14 protein-coding genes are annotated in these 17,602 nt (G+C 45.3%); 6 read left to right on the forward strand and 8 right to left on the reverse strand.

Annotated features, from left to right (window positions below; all coding sequences use genetic code 11):
- Positions 1–15 precede the first annotated feature (15 nt).
- The 4 genes from ACX6CI_RS11430 (at position 16) to meaB (ending at position 4,412) form a co-directional block, all read left to right on the forward strand.
- Positions 16–639 carry a TetR/AcrR family transcriptional regulator gene (locus ACX6CI_RS11430; protein WP_458778286.1) on the forward strand — a complete coding sequence of 208 codons (624 nt, stop codon included), beginning with the start codon at positions 16–18 and terminating at the stop codon, positions 637–639.
- Between the two features lie 55 nt (positions 640–694).
- Positions 695–1,099 carry a methylmalonyl-CoA epimerase gene (mce, locus tag ACX6CI_RS11435; protein WP_458778287.1) on the forward strand — a complete coding sequence of 135 codons (405 nt, stop codon included), beginning with the start codon at positions 695–697 and terminating at the stop codon, positions 1,097–1,099.
- 62 nt (positions 1,100–1,161) lie between these two features.
- The gene (gene scpA, locus ACX6CI_RS11440; protein WP_458778288.1) at positions 1,162–3,303 is read left to right on the forward strand and encodes a methylmalonyl-CoA mutase; all 2,142 of its coding nucleotides are present in this window, start codon (positions 1,162–1,164) and stop codon (positions 3,301–3,303) included.
- A 128-nt stretch (positions 3,304–3,431) separates the two neighbouring features.
- Positions 3,432–4,412 (forward strand): methylmalonyl Co-A mutase-associated GTPase MeaB, encoded by a 981-nt coding sequence (gene meaB / locus ACX6CI_RS11445; RefSeq protein WP_458778289.1) that lies wholly within the window; start codon positions 3,432–3,434, stop codon positions 4,410–4,412.
- Positions 4,413–4,428: 16 nt separating this feature from the next.
- Here meaB and ACX6CI_RS11450 read toward each other — a convergent pair whose 3' ends face one another.
- The 8 genes from ACX6CI_RS11450 to ACX6CI_RS11485 all read right to left on the reverse strand — a co-directional run bounded on the left by ACX6CI_RS11450 (position 4,429) and on the right by ACX6CI_RS11485 (position 13,539).
- Positions 4,429–4,944, reverse strand: coding sequence for a gamma carbonic anhydrase family protein (locus tag ACX6CI_RS11450; protein ID WP_458778290.1), 516 nt, complete (start codon positions 4,942–4,944; stop codon positions 4,429–4,431).
- A 101-nt stretch (positions 4,945–5,045) separates the two neighbouring features.
- Positions 5,046–7,007, reverse strand: coding sequence for a pyruvate carboxylase subunit B (locus ACX6CI_RS11455; RefSeq protein ID WP_458778291.1), 1,962 nt, complete (start codon positions 7,005–7,007; stop codon positions 5,046–5,048).
- 38 nt (positions 7,008–7,045) lie between these two features.
- Positions 7,046–7,249 (reverse strand): hypothetical protein, encoded by a 204-nt coding sequence (locus ACX6CI_RS11460; protein WP_458778292.1) that lies wholly within the window; start codon positions 7,247–7,249, stop codon positions 7,046–7,048.
- A 52-nt stretch (positions 7,250–7,301) separates the two neighbouring features.
- Positions 7,302–7,586 (reverse strand): antibiotic biosynthesis monooxygenase family protein, encoded by a 285-nt coding sequence (locus ACX6CI_RS11465; RefSeq protein ID WP_458778293.1) that lies wholly within the window; start codon positions 7,584–7,586, stop codon positions 7,302–7,304.
- Between the two features lie 71 nt (positions 7,587–7,657).
- Complete coding sequence (locus tag ACX6CI_RS11470; protein ID WP_458778294.1) at positions 7,658–9,208, reverse strand: acyl-CoA carboxylase subunit beta; 1,551 nt, start codon at positions 9,206–9,208, stop codon at positions 7,658–7,660.
- 57 nt (positions 9,209–9,265) lie between these two features.
- Complete coding sequence (gene sucD / locus ACX6CI_RS11475; RefSeq protein WP_458778295.1) at positions 9,266–10,138, reverse strand: succinate--CoA ligase subunit alpha; 873 nt, start codon at positions 10,136–10,138, stop codon at positions 9,266–9,268.
- A 254-nt stretch (positions 10,139–10,392) separates the two neighbouring features.
- Positions 10,393–11,550 (reverse strand): ADP-forming succinate--CoA ligase subunit beta, encoded by a 1,158-nt coding sequence (sucC, locus tag ACX6CI_RS11480; protein WP_458778296.1) that lies wholly within the window; start codon positions 11,548–11,550, stop codon positions 10,393–10,395.
- A gap of 96 nt (positions 11,551–11,646) precedes the next feature.
- A complete protein-coding gene (locus ACX6CI_RS11485; RefSeq protein ID WP_458778297.1) occupies positions 11,647–13,539 on the reverse strand; it encodes a propionyl-CoA synthetase in 1,893 nt (630 codons plus the stop codon).
- A gap of 633 nt (positions 13,540–14,172) precedes the next feature.
- Between ACX6CI_RS11485 and ACX6CI_RS11490 the strand changes: the two genes are divergently transcribed.
- Positions 14,173–16,071 carry a cache domain-containing protein gene (locus ACX6CI_RS11490; protein ID WP_458778298.1) on the forward strand — a complete coding sequence of 633 codons (1,899 nt, stop codon included), beginning with the start codon at positions 14,173–14,175 and terminating at the stop codon, positions 16,069–16,071.
- A complete protein-coding gene (locus ACX6CI_RS11495; protein WP_458778299.1) occupies positions 16,068–17,468 on the forward strand; it encodes a sigma-54-dependent transcriptional regulator in 1,401 nt (466 codons plus the stop codon). Before ACX6CI_RS11490 ends, ACX6CI_RS11495 begins: the two co-directional genes overlap by 4 nt.
- Positions 17,469–17,602 lie beyond the last annotated feature (134 nt).

Below are 17,602 nucleotides of genomic sequence, written 5' to 3' on the forward strand. Positions count from 1 at the left end.
TCAACAGGTTGCCTAATGAAAACAGAACAACTCAATGCGGATATTCATAAACGGCTGGAAGAAGCTGTGCTTGAAATCTTTTCGAGTTCCGATTTTCACAAAGCATCTATCCGCGACATTGCAAACCGTGCAGAGGTTAGTTTTACTACTATCTACAAGCACTACGGCAGCAAGGAACAACTTGTTTTTGCCTTCGTAGATATTTGGATGGGAAAACTGACAGACCGCATTGTGGATCATCTACACGGCATCGAAAATCTTAAAGAAAAACTCCGTAAGGTCTTTTGGCTTCAACTCGACTATTACGAGCGACACGAAGGACTTGGCAGGATTGTATTCATGACCCTGCCCATGAAAACCTGGATGGCCGACGCCACATTTGACCAGCCCAGAATGATGAATCTTATGATCGACGTACTGCGCCAAGGACAAAAAGAGAAAATCCTCAACCCTAATGTGCGCGCTGGTACCCTGCTTGACTTCCTCATGGGCTTTGTTCAGCGAAGCTTTTTTATGTGGATATTGCGGGGCAAAACTGAGTCCCTGACAGACCAGGCAAACATTATGTTTGAAATGGTCTGGCAGGGCATGATCAACCCTGAGACATATAAACAAGATAGAATCACGACAAACAAATAACCGAGAAAGAAGAAACGCCATCTGGCACCAATTCTGACTTTTGGGAGAAACAATCATGGAAATACTTAAAATTGACCACTTAGGAATTGCAGTTAACAGTATTGATGATGGAAAGAACTTCTGGTCTGAGATCATGGGCCTCAAATTTGAGGGTGCAGAAACAGTTGAAGCACAAAAAGTTACCACCGCATTTTTTCCTGTCGGGGAAAGTGAGGTTGAGTTGCTAGAGTCCACCTCTCCCGATGGCCCTGTTGCCAAATTCATCGACAAAAAAGGCACTGGCTTTCAACACGTTGCCTTCAGGGTCGCTAATATCGAAGAGGCTCTCGAAGAACTGAAAGAAAAAGGTATTCAACTCATTGACCAGACTCCAAGAATTGGAGCGGGAGGAGCCAAAATTGCCTTTCTCCACCCTAAAGCAACTGGTGGCGTCCTCGTAGAACTCTGCCAACGTGATTAAGATACATTTTTTTTAATGTAAGATATTTAAGCCAATTCAATTGGCAAACTAAGGAGTAGACAATGCCACAGCACCCCGATTACAAAAAATGGCAGGAACTTGCCGAAAAGCAGATGAAAGGCAAACCCATAGACAGCCTTAACTGGAATACCCCTGAAGGTATTACCGTAAAGCCCCTCTATACCGCAGAAGATATTGAAGGACTGGATTCAGTCAATACTCTACCGGGTATTGACCCATATGTCCGTGGTCCCATGGCCACAATGTATGCCGGGCGTCCCTGGACCATTCGTCAGTATGCTGGTTTTTCCACCGCAAAAGAATCCAATGCTTTCTATCACAAGGCTCTGGCCGCTGGCCAAAAAGGTCTGTCTGTAGCCTTTGACCTGGCAACCCACAGAGGGTACGACTCTGACCACCCCCGCGTTGCCGGTGATATTGGTAAGGCTGGCGTTGCCATTGATTCTGTTGAGGACATGAAGATTCTCTTTGATGGTATTCCTCTTGACAAAATGTCTGTCTCCATGACCATGAATGGCGCTGTCATTCCAATTCTTGCGGGTTACATAGTTGCAGCTGAGGAACAGGGCGTAAGTCACGACCAGCTCTCTGGTACCATCCAGAATGATATACTTAAAGAGTACCTCACAAGAAATACCTATATCTACCCGCCCACCCCTTCAATGCGCATTATCTCGGACATTATGACATTTTGTTCCCAGAATATGCCAAAGTACAATACCATCAGTATCAGCGGTTATCATATGATGGAAGCGGGTGCAAACAGTGTTCTGCAAACCGCCTTTACCCTCGCTGATGGTGTTGAGTATGTCAAGGCAGCGCTCAAGAGCGGCATGGATATTGATCAATTTGCGCCACGCCTCTCCTTCTTCTTTGGCATTGGCATGAATTTCTTTATGGACATTGCTATGCTGAGAGCTGCCAGGTTCCTCTGGCACCGACTCATGAGTGAATACAATCCAAAGAATCCAAAATCTTCAATGCTCAGAACCCATTGCCAAACTTCAGGCTGGAGTCTTACTGAACAGGATCCGTACAACAACATCATTCGCACAACACTTGAAGCTATGACATCAGTTCTTGGCGGAACCCAATCTTTGCATACCAACTCTTTTGATGAAGCCATCGGACTACCTACTGATTTTTCTGCGCGAATTGCCAGAAATACCCAGATCATTGTCCAGGAAGAATCCCAGGTATGTAACGTCATCGACCCATTGGGTGGTTCCTACTACGTTGAATCTCTAACCAATGATATTATCAACGAAGCACAAAAGATTATTGATGAGATCGAAGGACTCGGCGGCATGGCAAAGGCCATTGAAAGCGGTATGCCGAAGATGCGCATTGAAGAATCAGCAGCACGCAAGCAGGCACGTATTGACCAGGGAAGCGATGTTATTGTTGGAGTGAACAAGTATAAACTTGAAGACGAACAGATCGACTTTGAGGTTCGCGAAGTTCCCTCAACAGTCCGGGATGAGCAAATTGCTCGTATCGAACAGATCAAGGCCAGTCGCGACTCTAAACTCGTTGAAAAAACCCTTGCTGATCTCACTGAAGCTGCTAAAAACGGTGGGAACCTGCTTGAAGCTGCACTCCCTGCAGTACGTGCCCGTGCAACCGTTGGGGAAATTTCTGATGCGATGGAATCAGTGTTTGGACGCTTTGTTGCTACCACCCGCTGCATCTCTGGAGCCTACTCTTCAGAGTGTGATGCCAATCCAGAAGCCATCAATGCAATTAAACAAAGAACAAACAAATTCCTTGAAACCCAAGGGAGACGTCCTCGACTGCTCGTTACGAAAATGGGTCAGGATGGTCACGATCGTGGTTTTAAGGTTGTGGCAAGTGCCTATGCAGACCTTGGCTTTGATGTTGATATCAGCCCAATGTTCCAGACCCCTGCAGAAGCTGCTAAAATGGCTGTTGAAAATGACGTTCACGTTGTTGGCGCATCAAGCCTTGCTGCGGGACATAAGTCCCTTATCCCAGCACTCATTGAAGAGCTTAAAAAACTCGGGGGTGAAGATATCATCGTGGTAGCAGGCGGAGTCATTCCACCTGTAGATTATGATTTCCTCTTTGAGTCTGGCGTTGCCGCAGTATTTGGACCTGGAACACCTATTCCTGATTCCGCTGGCCGCACACTTGCGTTACTTGAAGAGAAGTACATGGGCTAAACCACAGCGCCCATGTATGACACAACAGGTGAGCTGAAATCTTGTGATTCTTCTCACCTGTTGTTATTTTATGTTCTGTTAACTCAACATTTTATAAGCAACCTTCGACCCTTCAGGCAAGACAACTCATGATGTTACAATCAGCACAAGACTATGTTCAGGGAATACTTGCAGGCGACAGACGAACCCTTGCACGAACCATCACCCTTATCGAGAGTGTCTTACCTGCGCACCAGGATCTCGCGCGGAATATCGTTGATAAACTCCTTCCCCACACTGGTAAATCTGTGCGTGTTGGGATTACAGGGGTTCCCGGGGCTGGAAAAAGTACCTACATCGAAAGTTTTGGAACAATGCTCACCGAGATGGATCATAAGGTTGCCGTTCTCGCTATCGACCCCAGCAGTACCAGAAGTGGAGGCTCTATACTTGGTGACAAGACCAGGATGGAGAAACTGGCAACCAACGAAAACGCATTTATCCGTCCCTCCCCCTCCAGCGGGACCCTTGGTGGAGTTGGTAGAAAAACCCGTGAAACTATGCTTGTGTGTGAGGCAGCAGGCTATGATGTCGTGATCATAGAAACCGTTGGAGTTGGACAATCGGAGACAACTGTCGCCTCCATGGTCGATTTTTTCCTGGTTCTTATGATAGCAGGAGCTGGAGACGAACTCCAGGGTATTAAAAAAGGTGTACTGGAAGTGGCGGACGCCATTGTTATCAACAAGGCCGATGGCGACAATATTGACAAGGCCAAAATGGCCAGAAGGGAGTATGAAGCGGCCCTGCACATGCTGATGCCAGCAAGTGTCAACTGGAGCCCTCCGGTACTGACCTGTAGCTCACTTTTCTCTGAAGGGATTCAGGAAATTTGGGACACCATCATTTCCCACAAAGACACCTTCACCGAAAGCGGCGAATTTGAGGAGAAGAGAAGAGAACAGGCCCTTGAATGGATGCATTTTCTCTTAGACGATGGTCTGCGCAGCTGGTTCTACAACAACCCTGAAGTTGCAGAGCTCTTACCAGAGCTGAGACGTGCCATTGCAGAGCAAAAAACCTCTCCTACAGCAGCCGCTGACAGCCTGCTCACGCTTCTGAAAAAATAGCTCAGCCGGCACCGTGCTAATCGTTCTTATACCAGCCTGAATATTTGATATAGTTGTTGGCAATCCTCTCTATTTCACCAGCAATGAGCTCACTGCTAATATCCTTTACCTTTTTTGCAGGCACACCCGCATAAATAGTCCCCGCTTCAACTGTAGTTCCCTGCGTGACCACTGCACCCGCTGCTATAATAGAATTACTCTCGACCACGCAATCATCCATTACAATTGCACCCATTCCGATCAATACATTATCCTTAACCGTACAACCATGCACTATTGCATTGTGGCCAACTGAGACATTGTTACCGATATTCGTTGGAAACTTCTCATAGGTACAATGAACCACCGCACCGTCCTGAATATTCACCTTATTTCCCAGACGAATATAGTTCACATCTCCTCGTAACACTGCTCCAAACCAAAGAGAACACTGATCGCCCATCACAACATCTCCCACAACCACGCAGGTCTCAGCAAAATAACAATCCTCGCCATAGGTGGGAATCACTCCATTGAGTTCTTTTAAAATCATGGTAGCTCCATTTTCTTTACAATCTCAACCATCTCAAACAGAACAGGCCCCATTGAAAATCAAAGGGGCCTGCCACTGACTATACTTCTTTGCTTAGAGTGTTATGTTATTGAACAAAGCACTGCACCCTTTGCCACAGTATCACCACTGGCAAACTTTATACTCTGGACTGTACCATCGCAAGGAGCCGTCAGACTATTTTCCATCTTCATGGCCTCAAGGACAACAACCGGCTCGCCCTTCGTAACTGTATCGCCTGCTTTTTTCGCATAACTTACTATCATTCCAGGCATAGGAGCAAGAATAAGGGTGCCGTCCGCTGGCACATCAGCCACAGGGGCCTTAGCGGCAGCTGGCGCGGGTGCTGCTGCCGGAGCCGCTGCCTGAACAGGACGGGCCACTTGGGCTACAGGAGGCGCGAATGCTTGCATATCACCTGTCGGATCAACCTCTACACTAAAGAACTCATTATCCACAAAAACGTTAAATGATCTGATATTCTCCGTCTTTTCAGGTGTATCAGCTTTAGCTTCGACAAGCTCGCCTGCTTTTGCCTTTTTAATTATCTCATCTTTAGCCTTCACCTCATCCATGGTGATAGCCTTAACAGATGCAGGTGGCTCTGATTTTCCATATTTCCATTCGAGGAATTTTCGTCCTGTAACTGGAAATTGTGCATAGAGAATGAGATCATCCATATCCACAGCCAGATCACCAACCTCTTCTTTCGCCTTATCAAGCTCTGGCTCAAGCACTTCAGCAGGACGACAGGTGATAGGCTCTTCCCCTCGGGGATAACCGGCAAGCGCCTTCTTCTGAACTTCTGGGTTGATTGGCACAGCAGTTTTACCATAGAGACCGTAACAGAGATCCTTCACCTGGCCAGTGATCATCTTATATCGTTCATCAGGAGTATCATGGAGAACGTTATTGACTGTCTGCACACCCACAATCTGACTGGTAGGTGTGACAAGAGGAATCTGACCGAGATCTTTACGTACCTTGGGAAGCTCTTTATACACTTCATCAATCTTGTCCAGTGCATCCATATCACGTAACTGATTAACAAGATTTGATAACATACCACCAGGAGTCTGATGCAAGAGCACATTAATATCGATAATCGAAATCTTCGAATCATCAAGGAGATGCTTGTATTTAGGCAGGATTTCTTTTTCAAAAATCACATTGATCGCGGCAAGCTTTTTAATATCAAAACCGGTATCACGATTAGTCCCCAACAAACTCATAACAAGTGGCTCTACCGCTGCATGGGACGTTCTGTAAGCATACGGGGTCATACAGGTATCGATAATATCTACGCCCGCTTCAATTGCCTTCAGGTGTGTCATAGGTGACATGCCTGAGGTGAAATGACTGTGCAGATGAATCGGTACTGAAACAGCTGCCTTAAGAGCCTTGATCAAAGGATACGCGTCATAAGGAGCCAAGAGACCAGCCATATCCTTTACGCAGATCGAATCAGCACCCATGGATTCAAGGGCTTTTGCTTTTTCTGTGTAATACTCGAGATTATACACCTCTCCACCAAGACGCGGCTCAGTAAGGGTATAACAGATACAACCTTGAAAATGCTTACCGCTCTTTTTAATCTGCTTAACCACAGTCTCAAAATTGCGATAATCATTGAGTGCATCAAAGGTTCTGAACACATCCATACCGTTTTCAGCAGCTCTGTCCACGAACGCGTTTGCAAGATCATCGGCATAGTTTCTGTAGCCAACCAGATTCTGCGCACGAAGGAGCATGGAAAATGGGGTCTTTTTTATGTAACGCTTTAATGTCCGTAGTCTTTCCCACGGATCTTCATTGAGAAAACGATGCATGGTATCAAAGGTAGCACCACCCCATGTCTCAATTGCCCAAAAACCGACTTCATCCATCATTTCTGCAACCGGAATCATATCTTCAGTCCGACCGCGTGTTGCAAATAGTGACTGATGCCCATCTCTTAGCGACAGATCCATGATCTTTACCGGATTTTCTGCAGGTGCCCTGTCAGCATCATAATTTAGTGGGGTCATCTTAACTTGATCGCTCATACTATATTTCCTCCTACCTTCTCATAATTGAAAGAAAATCAAAAGCGGGTAAATGTACGCATTTGGATTAGTCTCCGCAAAGCCATCATTTCCTGACGACCACTGTGGCCCCACATGGTCAATTGTGTTCCCGGAGCTGCTTGTTCAGAAACCGCTTGTTCATCCTGGGCTGCTTTTTCCTGCTGCAGATAGAGACTCACAGCAGCAAGAGCTGCAGCCGTCTTTTTACTTTTGTTTGCCATTGGCACACCCGTTTTATCCTTATTCCTTAAAATACTCACATCACGATATTATTTATGCGCTGTACATTGCATACTCGGTTTCCTCACCAAGTATCTCATCTATCTTGGTCTGAACCTCTATTCGCTTTGGATCATTCACCCAGCGATTCCAATCTTCCACAGAACGCCAAGTACTGATCACCATACATTCATCTTTTTTATCAATTCTACCCAGAGTCTCACCCGAGATATATCCGTTCTGCTCCAGGGTAAGAGTGCGGAGCATTTTCAACAGCGCAGTCAGCTCTAAAACATTGTGCTCCTGCACCTTCCGCCTTATAAAAATCTTCACCGACATGGGAATCTCCTTTAAAAGTGAACAAACAGAACAACATATTGTTTTAAACAACTGTATCAGTAACGTAGGTTTTACAAAGGAATATTCCCATGCTTTTTCATAGGATTAGTATCCCGCTTGTTGTCTAAAAGACCTAGGGCTCTTACAATTCGAGCTCTGGTTTCAGCCGGCTCAATAATATCATCTATATATCCGCGCTGAGCAGCAACATATGGGTTAGCAACAGTATCCTTATACTCTTGTTCTTTTTCAGCAAGATAGGCCTTAGGATCATCTGCATTTCTTGCATCGCGACCGTGTAAGACCCCGGCTGCCCCCTTAGCACCCATTACCGCAATCTCGGCGCTAGGCCAGGCGTAGTTAATATCACCGCGAAGATGCTTGGATGACATAACACAATACGCGCCACCATAGGCCTTTCTGGTAATGACTGTAACCTTAGGGATGGTTGCCTCGGCAAAGGCATAGAGAATCTTGGCACCGTTACGAATCACACCACCATATTCCTGAGCAGTACCTGGAAGAAAACCGGGTACGTCCACAAAGGTGACAACCGGAATATTAAAGCAATCACAAAAACGTACAAACCGGGCACCCTTTACTGAGGAGTCAATATCCAGAACTCCAGAGAGATGCAACGGCTGATTAGCGACAATTCCCACAGGCACCCCACCATATCTTGCAAAACCTACAATGATGTTTGGTGCAAAGTCAGCTTTCACTTCAAAGAAATGACTGTTATCTACGGTTTGAAGGATGACTTCCTTCATATCATAGGCCGAATTGGGATTTTCAGGAATAATATCGTTTAAGGCCGGAGTATCTCGTTTGATGGAATCAGTTACCGGAATAACAGGTGGATTTTCCATGTTATTCTGCGGTAAAAATGAGAGAAGCTCACGGATATATTCTATTGCATCCTGGCCTGAGAGTGCCGCATAATCAGAAACACCACTTTTACTTGCGTGCATGGCTGCACCGCCAAGCTCTTCAGTGGTTACATCTTCATGGGTCACAGATTTAACAACTTTTGGCCCGGTCAAAAACATATACGACTGATTCTGCACCATGACCACGAAATCTGTAAGGGCAGGAGAATAGACAGCGCCTCCTGCACATGGCCCAAAAACTGCAGAAATCTGTGGAACTACCCCTGATGCCATAACATTTCGCTGAAAAATCTCAGAATATCCAGCAAGGCTTTCAATACCCTCTTGAATACGGGCACCACCAGAATCATTAAGACCAATGACGGGGGCACCATTTTTCATGGCGAGATCCATTATTTTGCAGATTTTCTCTGCAAAAGTTTCTGACAGTGATCCACCAAGGACAGTAAAATCCTGGGCAAAAACATATACAGTCCGACCATTTACTGTACCGTGACCTGTAACCACGCCATCACCGGGATAGACCTGGCTTTCCATGCCAAAATCCGTACAACGATGGGTTTTGAACATGTCAAACTCCTCGAAGGAGTCCTTATCAAGGAGCAGATCTACCCGCTCCCGTGCAGTCAAACTTCCCTTTGCATGCTGCTTATCTATACGAGCCTGTCCACCACCGAGTCGAGCCTTAGCCCGTAACTCCTTGAGGTGCTCGAGTTGGTCATTTGTTTTCATCGGGTCTCCTTACGCAAAATTCACACTCTCCTGTTTCATATATTCTTTGATACATAATCAGGAGAACGCCTCCTTACAGAGTCGGCCAAGAGAACCAAGGTCCTCACACACATAGAGCCCTGCTTCCTGCATTGCAGCAATCTTTGCTGATGCTGTACCCTGTCCACCACTCACGATGGCACCAGCATGTCCCATCCTCCTCCCGGGAGGAGCTGTGAGGCCAGCAATAAACCCAACAACAGGCTTTTTCATATTTTCTTTAATCCAGGCGGACGCCTCTTCTTCCGCGCTTCCACCGATCTCACCGACCATCACAACCGCTTCGGTGGCTGGATCTGCGTTAAATGCCTTCAGGCAATCAATAAAGCCGGTGCCGTTTACGGGATCACCACCAATACCAACACAAGTCGTTTGGCCGAGTCCTACACCTGTTAACTGATGGACAACCTCATAGGTCAAGGTTCCTGAACGGGAAACTACACCAACAGGACCACCAGGAGTATGAATTGGACCTGGCATAATGCCTATTTTACATTCACCTGGTGTAATGAGCCCCGGACAGTTTGGGCCTATCAGGCGTGTGTTTTTTGTCGCCAGATAGTTTTTCACTTTCAACATATCCATTACAGGTACGCCCTCTGTGATACAGACCACAAGTTCAATACCCGCATCGGTCGCTTCAAGTATCGCGTCAGCTGCAAATGGTGGCGGCACCAGAATCATAGAAGCATTGGCACCCGTTGCATCTCTTGCATCCTGTACTGTATTAAAGACAGGAACCTCATCCATCTTCTGTCCCCCTTTTCCGGGGGTCACACCAGCTACAATTTTAGTCCCGTACTCAACACATTGACGAGTATGGAACTGCCCTTCCTTGCCGGTAATTCCCTGGACAAGGACACGTGTTTCGGAATTAATAAAAATGCTCATTTTTTTCCCTTACAGTTTTATTAGCAATGCTCCTTTTTTGTGACAGGCATTTGGTCCATCACTTTAAAGGAAACAGATCTATCAGCTTTTTTATCGTGTAATAACAATATTTTTGATACTAATATCTTTGTGTCTCATGTTCACTAAGTAATCAGTAATCCCAAAATATTACCTTCGTTTATGATATGTTTTCAAAAACGTCTCGTTAATAGAGTGGATTTTGATTTAGAAGTTACTTCACAAAAGAATGAGTATTAAGCGACAATTTCAGCTACTTTTTGCGCAGCATCAGCGAGATCAGTTGCATTTATAAGCTTAAGCCCTGACTCTGCAAGTATTCGACGCCCTTCCTCGACATTGGTCCCTTCCATCCGTACAACAACAGGAACAGACAACGATATTTTTTGTGCAGCCTGGACAACACCCTGTGCAAGAACATCACAGCGAAGGATTCCACCAAAGATGTTAATGAGAATTCCCTTCACCTTATCGTCGCTCAAGATCAGTCTGAAACCATTTTCAACCATTTCAGCATCAGCCCCGCCTCCGACATCGAGGAAATTTGCAGGTTCAGCGCCAGCCTGCTTGATAATATCCATTGTAGCCATCGCAAGCCCGGCCCCATTCACCATATTCCCGACATTACCATCGAGGTTAATGTAATTGAGGTTAAATTTTGCAGCTTCCGCTTCGATTGGATCATCTTCATTTGGATCGTGCATCTCAACAACATCGGGATGCCTAAACAGTGCATTGGAATCAATATCTACCTTGGCATCAAGGGCGATAATGCGATCGTCTTCAGTTATGACAAGTGGATTGATTTCAACCATTGAGCAGTCATAGTCAACAAACATATTATATAAACTTTTTAAAACCGAACCGAATTCTTTCATCACAGGTTTTTCAAGCTCAAGTCCGAACATGACCTGTCTCAGGTGATACCCCTGAATGCCTGTAACTGTACTAATGGGTACTTTGATGATTCGTTCTGGAGTTTTTTCTGCAACCTCTTCAATGTCCATTCCACCGTCCTGGCTGGTTACAATTGTAATGGTTGCCGTCGCTCTATCTGGAATGATAGAGAGGTAGAGCTCTTTTTTAATGGCGACTCCCTGCTCTACCAGTACTGTTTTCACCAGTCGTCCCTCTGGCCCGGTCTGCTTTGTCACAAGAGTCATTCCAAGAATGTCTCCGGCAGCAGCAGAAACCTCTTCTGCAGTTTTTGCAATCTTTACCCCACCACCTTTGCCGCGACCACCCGCATGAATCTGAGCCTTCACAGCAACAGGATAGCCCAACCGCGCGGCATGCTCTTCAATGCCCTGTATCGTTGTAGCCACCCCGTTTTCAAGGGTAGGAACTTTATACTTTTTAAACAGCTCCTTTGCCTGATATTCATGAATCTTCATAAACAATAGTCCTAAGAAAATGGTGCGGAAAAGACAACTCCGCTGTTTTAATAAAAATGGCAGCCTCCTCTAAGAAAGCTGCCATCCCCACGCCTACTACTTCACATAGCCCATCTGAGTTAAGGTCTCAGTGATTTCTCCTAAAATTGCAGGATCATCAATTGTTGAAGGCATCTTGTAATCTTTATTGTTTGCAATTGAACGCATGGTTCCACGAAGGATTTTCCCAGACCTGGTCTTAGGCAAACGAGCTACCTGACAGGCATCACGGAAACAGGCGATTGGTCCGATTGAATCACGTACCATTTTCACCAGCTCATCCTTTATTTCATTACCATCGCGGGTAACGCCTGCTTTAACAACAAAAAAGCCAACAGGTAACTGACCTTTTAACTTATCATCTGCGCCAAAGACCGCACATTCAGCGACATCCGGATGATTGGAAATTATCTCTTCCATGGCGCCTGTGGACAGTCTGTGTCCTGCGATATTGATAACATCATCCATACGACCCATGACATAGACATAATCATCTTCATCCATGTAGCCGCCATCACTTGTTTCATAATATCCTGGGAATTTAGTCATATAGGATTTTATAAAACGTTCTTCATTCTTCCAAAGCGTTGTCAGGGTACCAGGAGGCAGTGGAAGCTTAACCACGATATTACCTTCAGTTCCTTTAGCGACCTCATCTCCAGCATCGTCAACCACTCGGACATCCCAACCAGGCATTGGCTTTGTAGGGGAGCCCTCTTTAACAGGAAGTTCTTCAATTCCCCGGCAATTTCCAACAATCGCCCAGCCTGTCTCAGTCTGCCACCAGTGATCTATGACCGGTACACCAATAAGGTCTTCAGCCCAGTGCAAGGTATCAGGGTCAGTTCGTTCACCTGCCAGATAGAGGCAGTCAAAACATGAGGTATCATATTTTGCAAAAAGTTCTCCATTAGGATCTTCTTTCTTAATGGCTCTAAACGCTGTAGGTGCGGTAAACAGGGTCTTAACCTTATGCTCCGAAATAACACGCCAGAAAGCACCTGCATCTGGAGTCCCAACAGGTTTACCTTCATAGAAAACAGTTGTAGAACCCTGGAGAAGCGGTGCATACACAATATATGAATGACCAACAACCCAACCGACATCAGAGGCTGACCACCACACATCACCCGGATCGATATTATAGAGGTTTTTCATGGTCCAGTAGAGCGCCACTGCATGACCACCATTGTCCCTCAAAACACCCTTTGGCATTCCAGTGGTGCCTGAGGTATAGAGAATATAGAGAGGATCTGTTGCATCAAGCTCCACACATCCCACAGGATCACTCTTAGCTACAAGTTCAACCCAATCAACGTCCCTGTCACCCTTCATCTCTGCCTTTACCATATCCCTCTGGAAAAGCACAACTTTTTCAACTTCATGGGTAGATTGATCGATGGCACTATCAACAAGAGGCTTATACTCTAAGGTCTTCTTGCCTTCAATTGCACCGGACGCTGTGATAAGAATTTTGGGTGCAGCATGATCAATCCTGATTGCAAGTTCATGGGGTGCAAAACCGCCAAAAACAACTGAATGCACGGCACCCAGACGAGCACAGGCAAGCATCGCCACAGCCGCCTCAGGTATCATCGGCATGTATATAACAACGGTATCACCCTTAGTAACGCCTAGACTTGCAAGACCACCTGCAAATTTTGAGACATCATTCAACAGCTCGTTGTAACTGATTTTCTTAACAGTATTTGTTACAGGACTATCATAAATAATCGCGGTCTGATCACCCAAACCGTTTTCTACGTGGCGATCAATTGCGTTATAGCAGGTATTCATCTTACCGCCCACAAACCACTTATAAAATGGCGGATTGGAATCATCTAAGACTTTATCACACTCTTTAAACCAAGTGATATTCTTTGCTGCTTCTCCCCAAAATTCCTCAGGACTTTCAACACTACGCTGAAAAACCGCATCATACTTGCCCATAGCTACTCCTTTTAGGTCTGAATTTTATTCCATCCACCAGTCTCCACTCAATTGTATAACGTAATTCAAAACATAGTTCAACAGATATATTTAACAATGTTACACCTACCCTACAAACTCACTGAAGACATAAACCACCTTACTACTGTTTTTTCAAATACTTAACTCATCTCAAAAGCCAGATAAAACAATCTTGACGATTTCTTTATTAATCTTATTAAAAACAAATTGTTACTCCAACTAAATGTAACTTATATCGTTTATTTTCATACAGTTACACCACTCACAGGTCATTATAATCGCATACAAAAGAACATTGTTACTCAGTGTTTTTGTTTACATATTTTACTTATCTCAATGTTCAGTTTTATTTATTCTTTATAATTAACGACTTGCAAGGTATAAAGAGTTTGCACTTTTCTTTAAACAACTGTTATTTTGTTTTAATTGAGTTCCAGATACCAGAGGGACGTAAATAACGGTCTATCAGTGAACAACTATGGCGCATACGCATCATCATCATGAATAATAGTATAGATAATTGTGTTACGATCACGAACCAGCAAAACAGACGCCACATTTGCACATAGGTCCGCCTAACAACCACACTGTTTTTAGACACTTAGGATACACATGAAAGCTCCTAACAAACCACCGATGCCAAACGCCATACCCGCAAAGATTTTCATGCCTGTACTACTGTCCATGTTTCTCTTCATTGGCACCTTCTTTGGTTACATTCTCCCTAAGGTTGAAACACATCTAATGGACAGAAAACGTGAAATGATCCACGCCCTCAGTGAAAGCGCCATGAGCTCAATTGAGTATTACGCAAAGCTTGCTAAAAATGATGCAATAAGCATAACGGAAGCCCAACTCCAAGCCGCATCACATCTAAAAACCCTTCGTTACGGCCCAGACGGCAAAGATTATTTTTGGATTAACGATACCCACCCAAGAATGATTATGCACCCATATCGCCCTGACCTGGTCGGCCAGGATGTTACCGACACCAAAGATCCTGCAGGTAAAAAACTCTTCCAGGCATTTCTAGAAACTGTAAAGGAAACTGGTGGAGGTTATGTCAACTACCACTGGCAGTGGCAAGATGACCCGAGCCGTATATTTTCTAAAATATCCTATGTCCAGGAGTACAGTCCGTGGCACTGGATCGTAGGTACAGGCGTATATGTTGAAGATGTGCGTAACCAAATCGCAGCAATAACAGAACGCATGACCTTCATTTTCCTAGGAATTCTTGGTGTAATTGCAATACTTTCGGTATATGTCGTCTGGCAAGGGGCTGCCGGAGAAACACATCGCAGAGAGATTGAACACTCTCTTAAAAAAAGTGAACTCAAATACCGCTTACTTGCAGAAACAGCTCGGGAAATTATCCTTCTCTTTAGGGCAGACTTCACTATCACATACGCCAACACAGCCTGGAAACGAATCAGCAACTACTCACAGGATGAAATGGCAGGCCAATCCATTCTAGAACTGGTATCGCATGACTCCAGAGATACGTTTAAAGACACAATTGAGAAAGCGACAGACAAACAGTCCTATGATCAATTTTTCGAAACTGAACTAACACTTAAAAATGGTTCCGTCATAGCGGTTGAGGTTTCATTTGCACGAATGGAAACCAGAACAGAGGGTTCCACTTTCCTTATGACAGCCCGCGATATCACAGAAAAGAAAAAAATTGAAGCCCAGGCAAAAATGCATCAGGAACAGCTCATGCAAACGGACAAAATGGTCTCACTTGGCACCCTTGTTTCAGGAGTTGCACACGAGATCAACAACCCTATCTCTTCAGTTATGCTCAACATACAGGTCTTTGATAAATTCTGGAGAGCGGTCAGACCAGTCCTCGATAACTACCATGAGTTAAATCAGGACCTTGAGATCGGCACCATGTCCTACCCTCGGATCAGAGAACGAATCCCCAAACTTCTTCAGTTCTCTGAAGAAGGCGTGGAACGTGTGAAAAGAATAGTCGGAGACCTCAAGGACTTTTCAGGGGATAAGCCCTCAGATCTACGTGAAACAGTTAATCTCAATGAAGTTGTGGCAAAGGCAATGGGACTCATTTCAAGCCTTACCAAAAAGGCCACGAGTGACCTGCGGATCGAATATTCAGAAAACCTGCCTACTTTTCAAGGCAACAGCCAGAGACTCGGCCAGGTGGTTATCAACCTCGTTGTCAATGGCTGCCAGGCTCTCGAAAATAACCAAAAAGGTCTCTACCTTACAACGGGCTACCTCGAGGAGTCTGAAGAGATTTTCCTCGAAGTACAGGATTTTGGCAAGGGGATGAGCCCTGAGGTGCTCAGTCGCGTCAAAGATCCCTTTTACACAACCAAACGAGACGACAACGGCACCGGTCTGGGACTTTCTATTTCTGATACCATAATCAGAAACCATGGGGGCTGGCTTGACTTTAAATCCGTACCCGGCGAAGGAACGACAGCCACCATCCTGCTCCCACGTTACAGTAACGATGAAATCCAAGGACGAATGATATGAGCATAACAAAGAATCCGGAACACCCGATCCTTGTGGTTGACGATGAAGAGTCTATCTTACTGTCCATTGACACAACCCTCCAGCTGGCTGGAATGAATAATATTATTACATGCAGCGACAGCAGGCAGGTCATCGGCATCACTCAAAAAAAACCACCTTGTGTAATTCTTCTGGACCTGAACATGCCCCACGTCAATGGAGAGGCAATCCTTGACCAGGTACAGCACCAATTACCCAACACCCCGATCATAATCATTACAGGTCGTATAGATGCAGACACCGCTGTAAACTGTATGAAATCCGGAGCATTTGATTACATCGTAAAACCTGTTGATGAAAACCGACTGATAGCTTCTGTGAAAAAAAGCCTGTTGTATAGTGAGTTACACAGAGAAAACCTTGCTCTCAAGGAAAAGCTTAAAAGCAAAGACCAGAAACGACCTAAAGCTTTCAAAAATATCATCAGTGAATCTCCCAAGATGGAAAGTATCTTCGACTATGCCAAATCCATCGCCCCAAGCCCAGAGCCCGTACTTGTCCGAGGCGAAACCGGCACAGGCAAAGAACTCATAGCAAAGGCTATTCATGATTTAAGCGGGGTTCCTGGCGAATTTGTTGCAGTAAACGTCGCAGGCCTTGACGAAAACATGTTTTCAGACACCCTCTTTGGCCATGCCAAAGGTGCATTTACAGGCGCTGACACCAGTCGAGCCGGTCTTATTGAACGGGCCGCGAAGGGGACCCTTTTTCTTGATGAAATAGGAGACTTGAGCAGTAACTCTCAAATCAAACTCCTCCGCCTGCTCCAGGAAAAGGAGTACCTGCCAATTGGCCAGGACCAGTATAATACAAGCAGTGCGCGAATAATCACCTCCACCCACGTAGATCTATGGCAGATACAGCGGACTGGTCAATTCCGGGAAGACCTGCACTATCGCCTCAGAACCCACCGTATAACTCTTCCACCTCTTCGAGAAAGAAAAGAGGACCTCCTGCCTCTCTGTACCCACTTCGCAGAACAGAGTGCCGCATCTCTTAAGAAAAAATGTCCTAGGTTTCCTCCTGAAATGATCCCGCTCCTTGCAACCTACACCTTCCCGGGAAACATAAGAGAATTGCAGGCAATGGTATTTGATGCAATCGCCCGTAGCAACAACGGCATACTGCCACTCACCTCTTTTAAAGAACATCTACATAGAGCACAACTAAACGAAACAGTAGCAAACAGCATTCCCATAACCTTTGCAGACCCACTTCCAACCCTGAAAGAAGCAACACACCTCCTCATCCATGAGGCTATGATAAGAGCAGAGAACAACCAGTCCACCGCGGCGACCATGCTGGGCATATCCCAACAGGCTCTTTCTAAGCGATTGAAAAATATGGGAAATGAATAGCCCTACAACCTTTATTGTAGACACAATAAAGGTTGTACTTCCAAGAACCCAATGGCTCTGGGTGATAGCCGACTATCCCACCTAACACCTACAACTTTTATTGTAACCGTACCTTAGAACACCAATAACACCAA

The organism is Desulforhopalus glucosivorans (assembly GCF_054397165.1).

Bases quoted from the DNA above. Each gene is read 5' to 3' on its own strand.
- scpA (WP_458778288.1), top strand. From the start codon at position 1,162: ATGCCACAGCACCCCGATTACAAAAAATGGCAGGAACTTGCCGAAAAG.
- mce (WP_458778287.1), top strand. From the start codon at position 695: ATGGAAATACTTAAAATTGACCACTTAGGAATTGCAGTTAACAGTATT.
- ACX6CI_RS11460 (WP_458778292.1), bottom strand. From the start codon at position 7,249: ATGGCAAACAAAAGTAAAAAGACGGCTGCAGCTCTTGCTGCTGTGAGT.
- sucC (WP_458778296.1), bottom strand. From the start codon at position 11,550: ATGAAGATTCATGAATATCAGGCAAAGGAGCTGTTTAAAAAGTATAAA.
- meaB (WP_458778289.1), top strand. From the start codon at position 3,432: ATGATGTTACAATCAGCACAAGACTATGTTCAGGGAATACTTGCAGGC.
- ACX6CI_RS11490 (WP_458778298.1), top strand. From the start codon at position 14,173: ATGAAAGCTCCTAACAAACCACCGATGCCAAACGCCATACCCGCAAAG.
- ACX6CI_RS11465 (WP_458778293.1), bottom strand. From the start codon at position 7,586: ATGTCGGTGAAGATTTTTATAAGGCGGAAGGTGCAGGAGCACAATGTT.
- ACX6CI_RS11470 (WP_458778294.1), bottom strand. From the start codon at position 9,208: ATGAAAACAAATGACCAACTCGAGCACCTCAAGGAGTTACGGGCTAAG.
- sucD (WP_458778295.1), bottom strand. From the start codon at position 10,138: ATGAGCATTTTTATTAATTCCGAAACACGTGTCCTTGTCCAGGGAATT.
- ACX6CI_RS11485 (WP_458778297.1), bottom strand. From the start codon at position 13,539: ATGGGCAAGTATGATGCGGTTTTTCAGCGTAGTGTTGAAAGTCCTGAG.
- ACX6CI_RS11455 (WP_458778291.1), bottom strand. From the start codon at position 7,007: ATGAGCGATCAAGTTAAGATGACCCCACTAAATTATGATGCTGACAGG.
- ACX6CI_RS11430 (WP_458778286.1), top strand. From the start codon at position 16: ATGAAAACAGAACAACTCAATGCGGATATTCATAAACGGCTGGAAGAA.
- ACX6CI_RS11495 (WP_458778299.1), top strand. From the start codon at position 16,068: ATGAGCATAACAAAGAATCCGGAACACCCGATCCTTGTGGTTGACGAT.
- ACX6CI_RS11450 (WP_458778290.1), bottom strand. From the start codon at position 4,944: ATGATTTTAAAAGAACTCAATGGAGTGATTCCCACCTATGGCGAGGAT.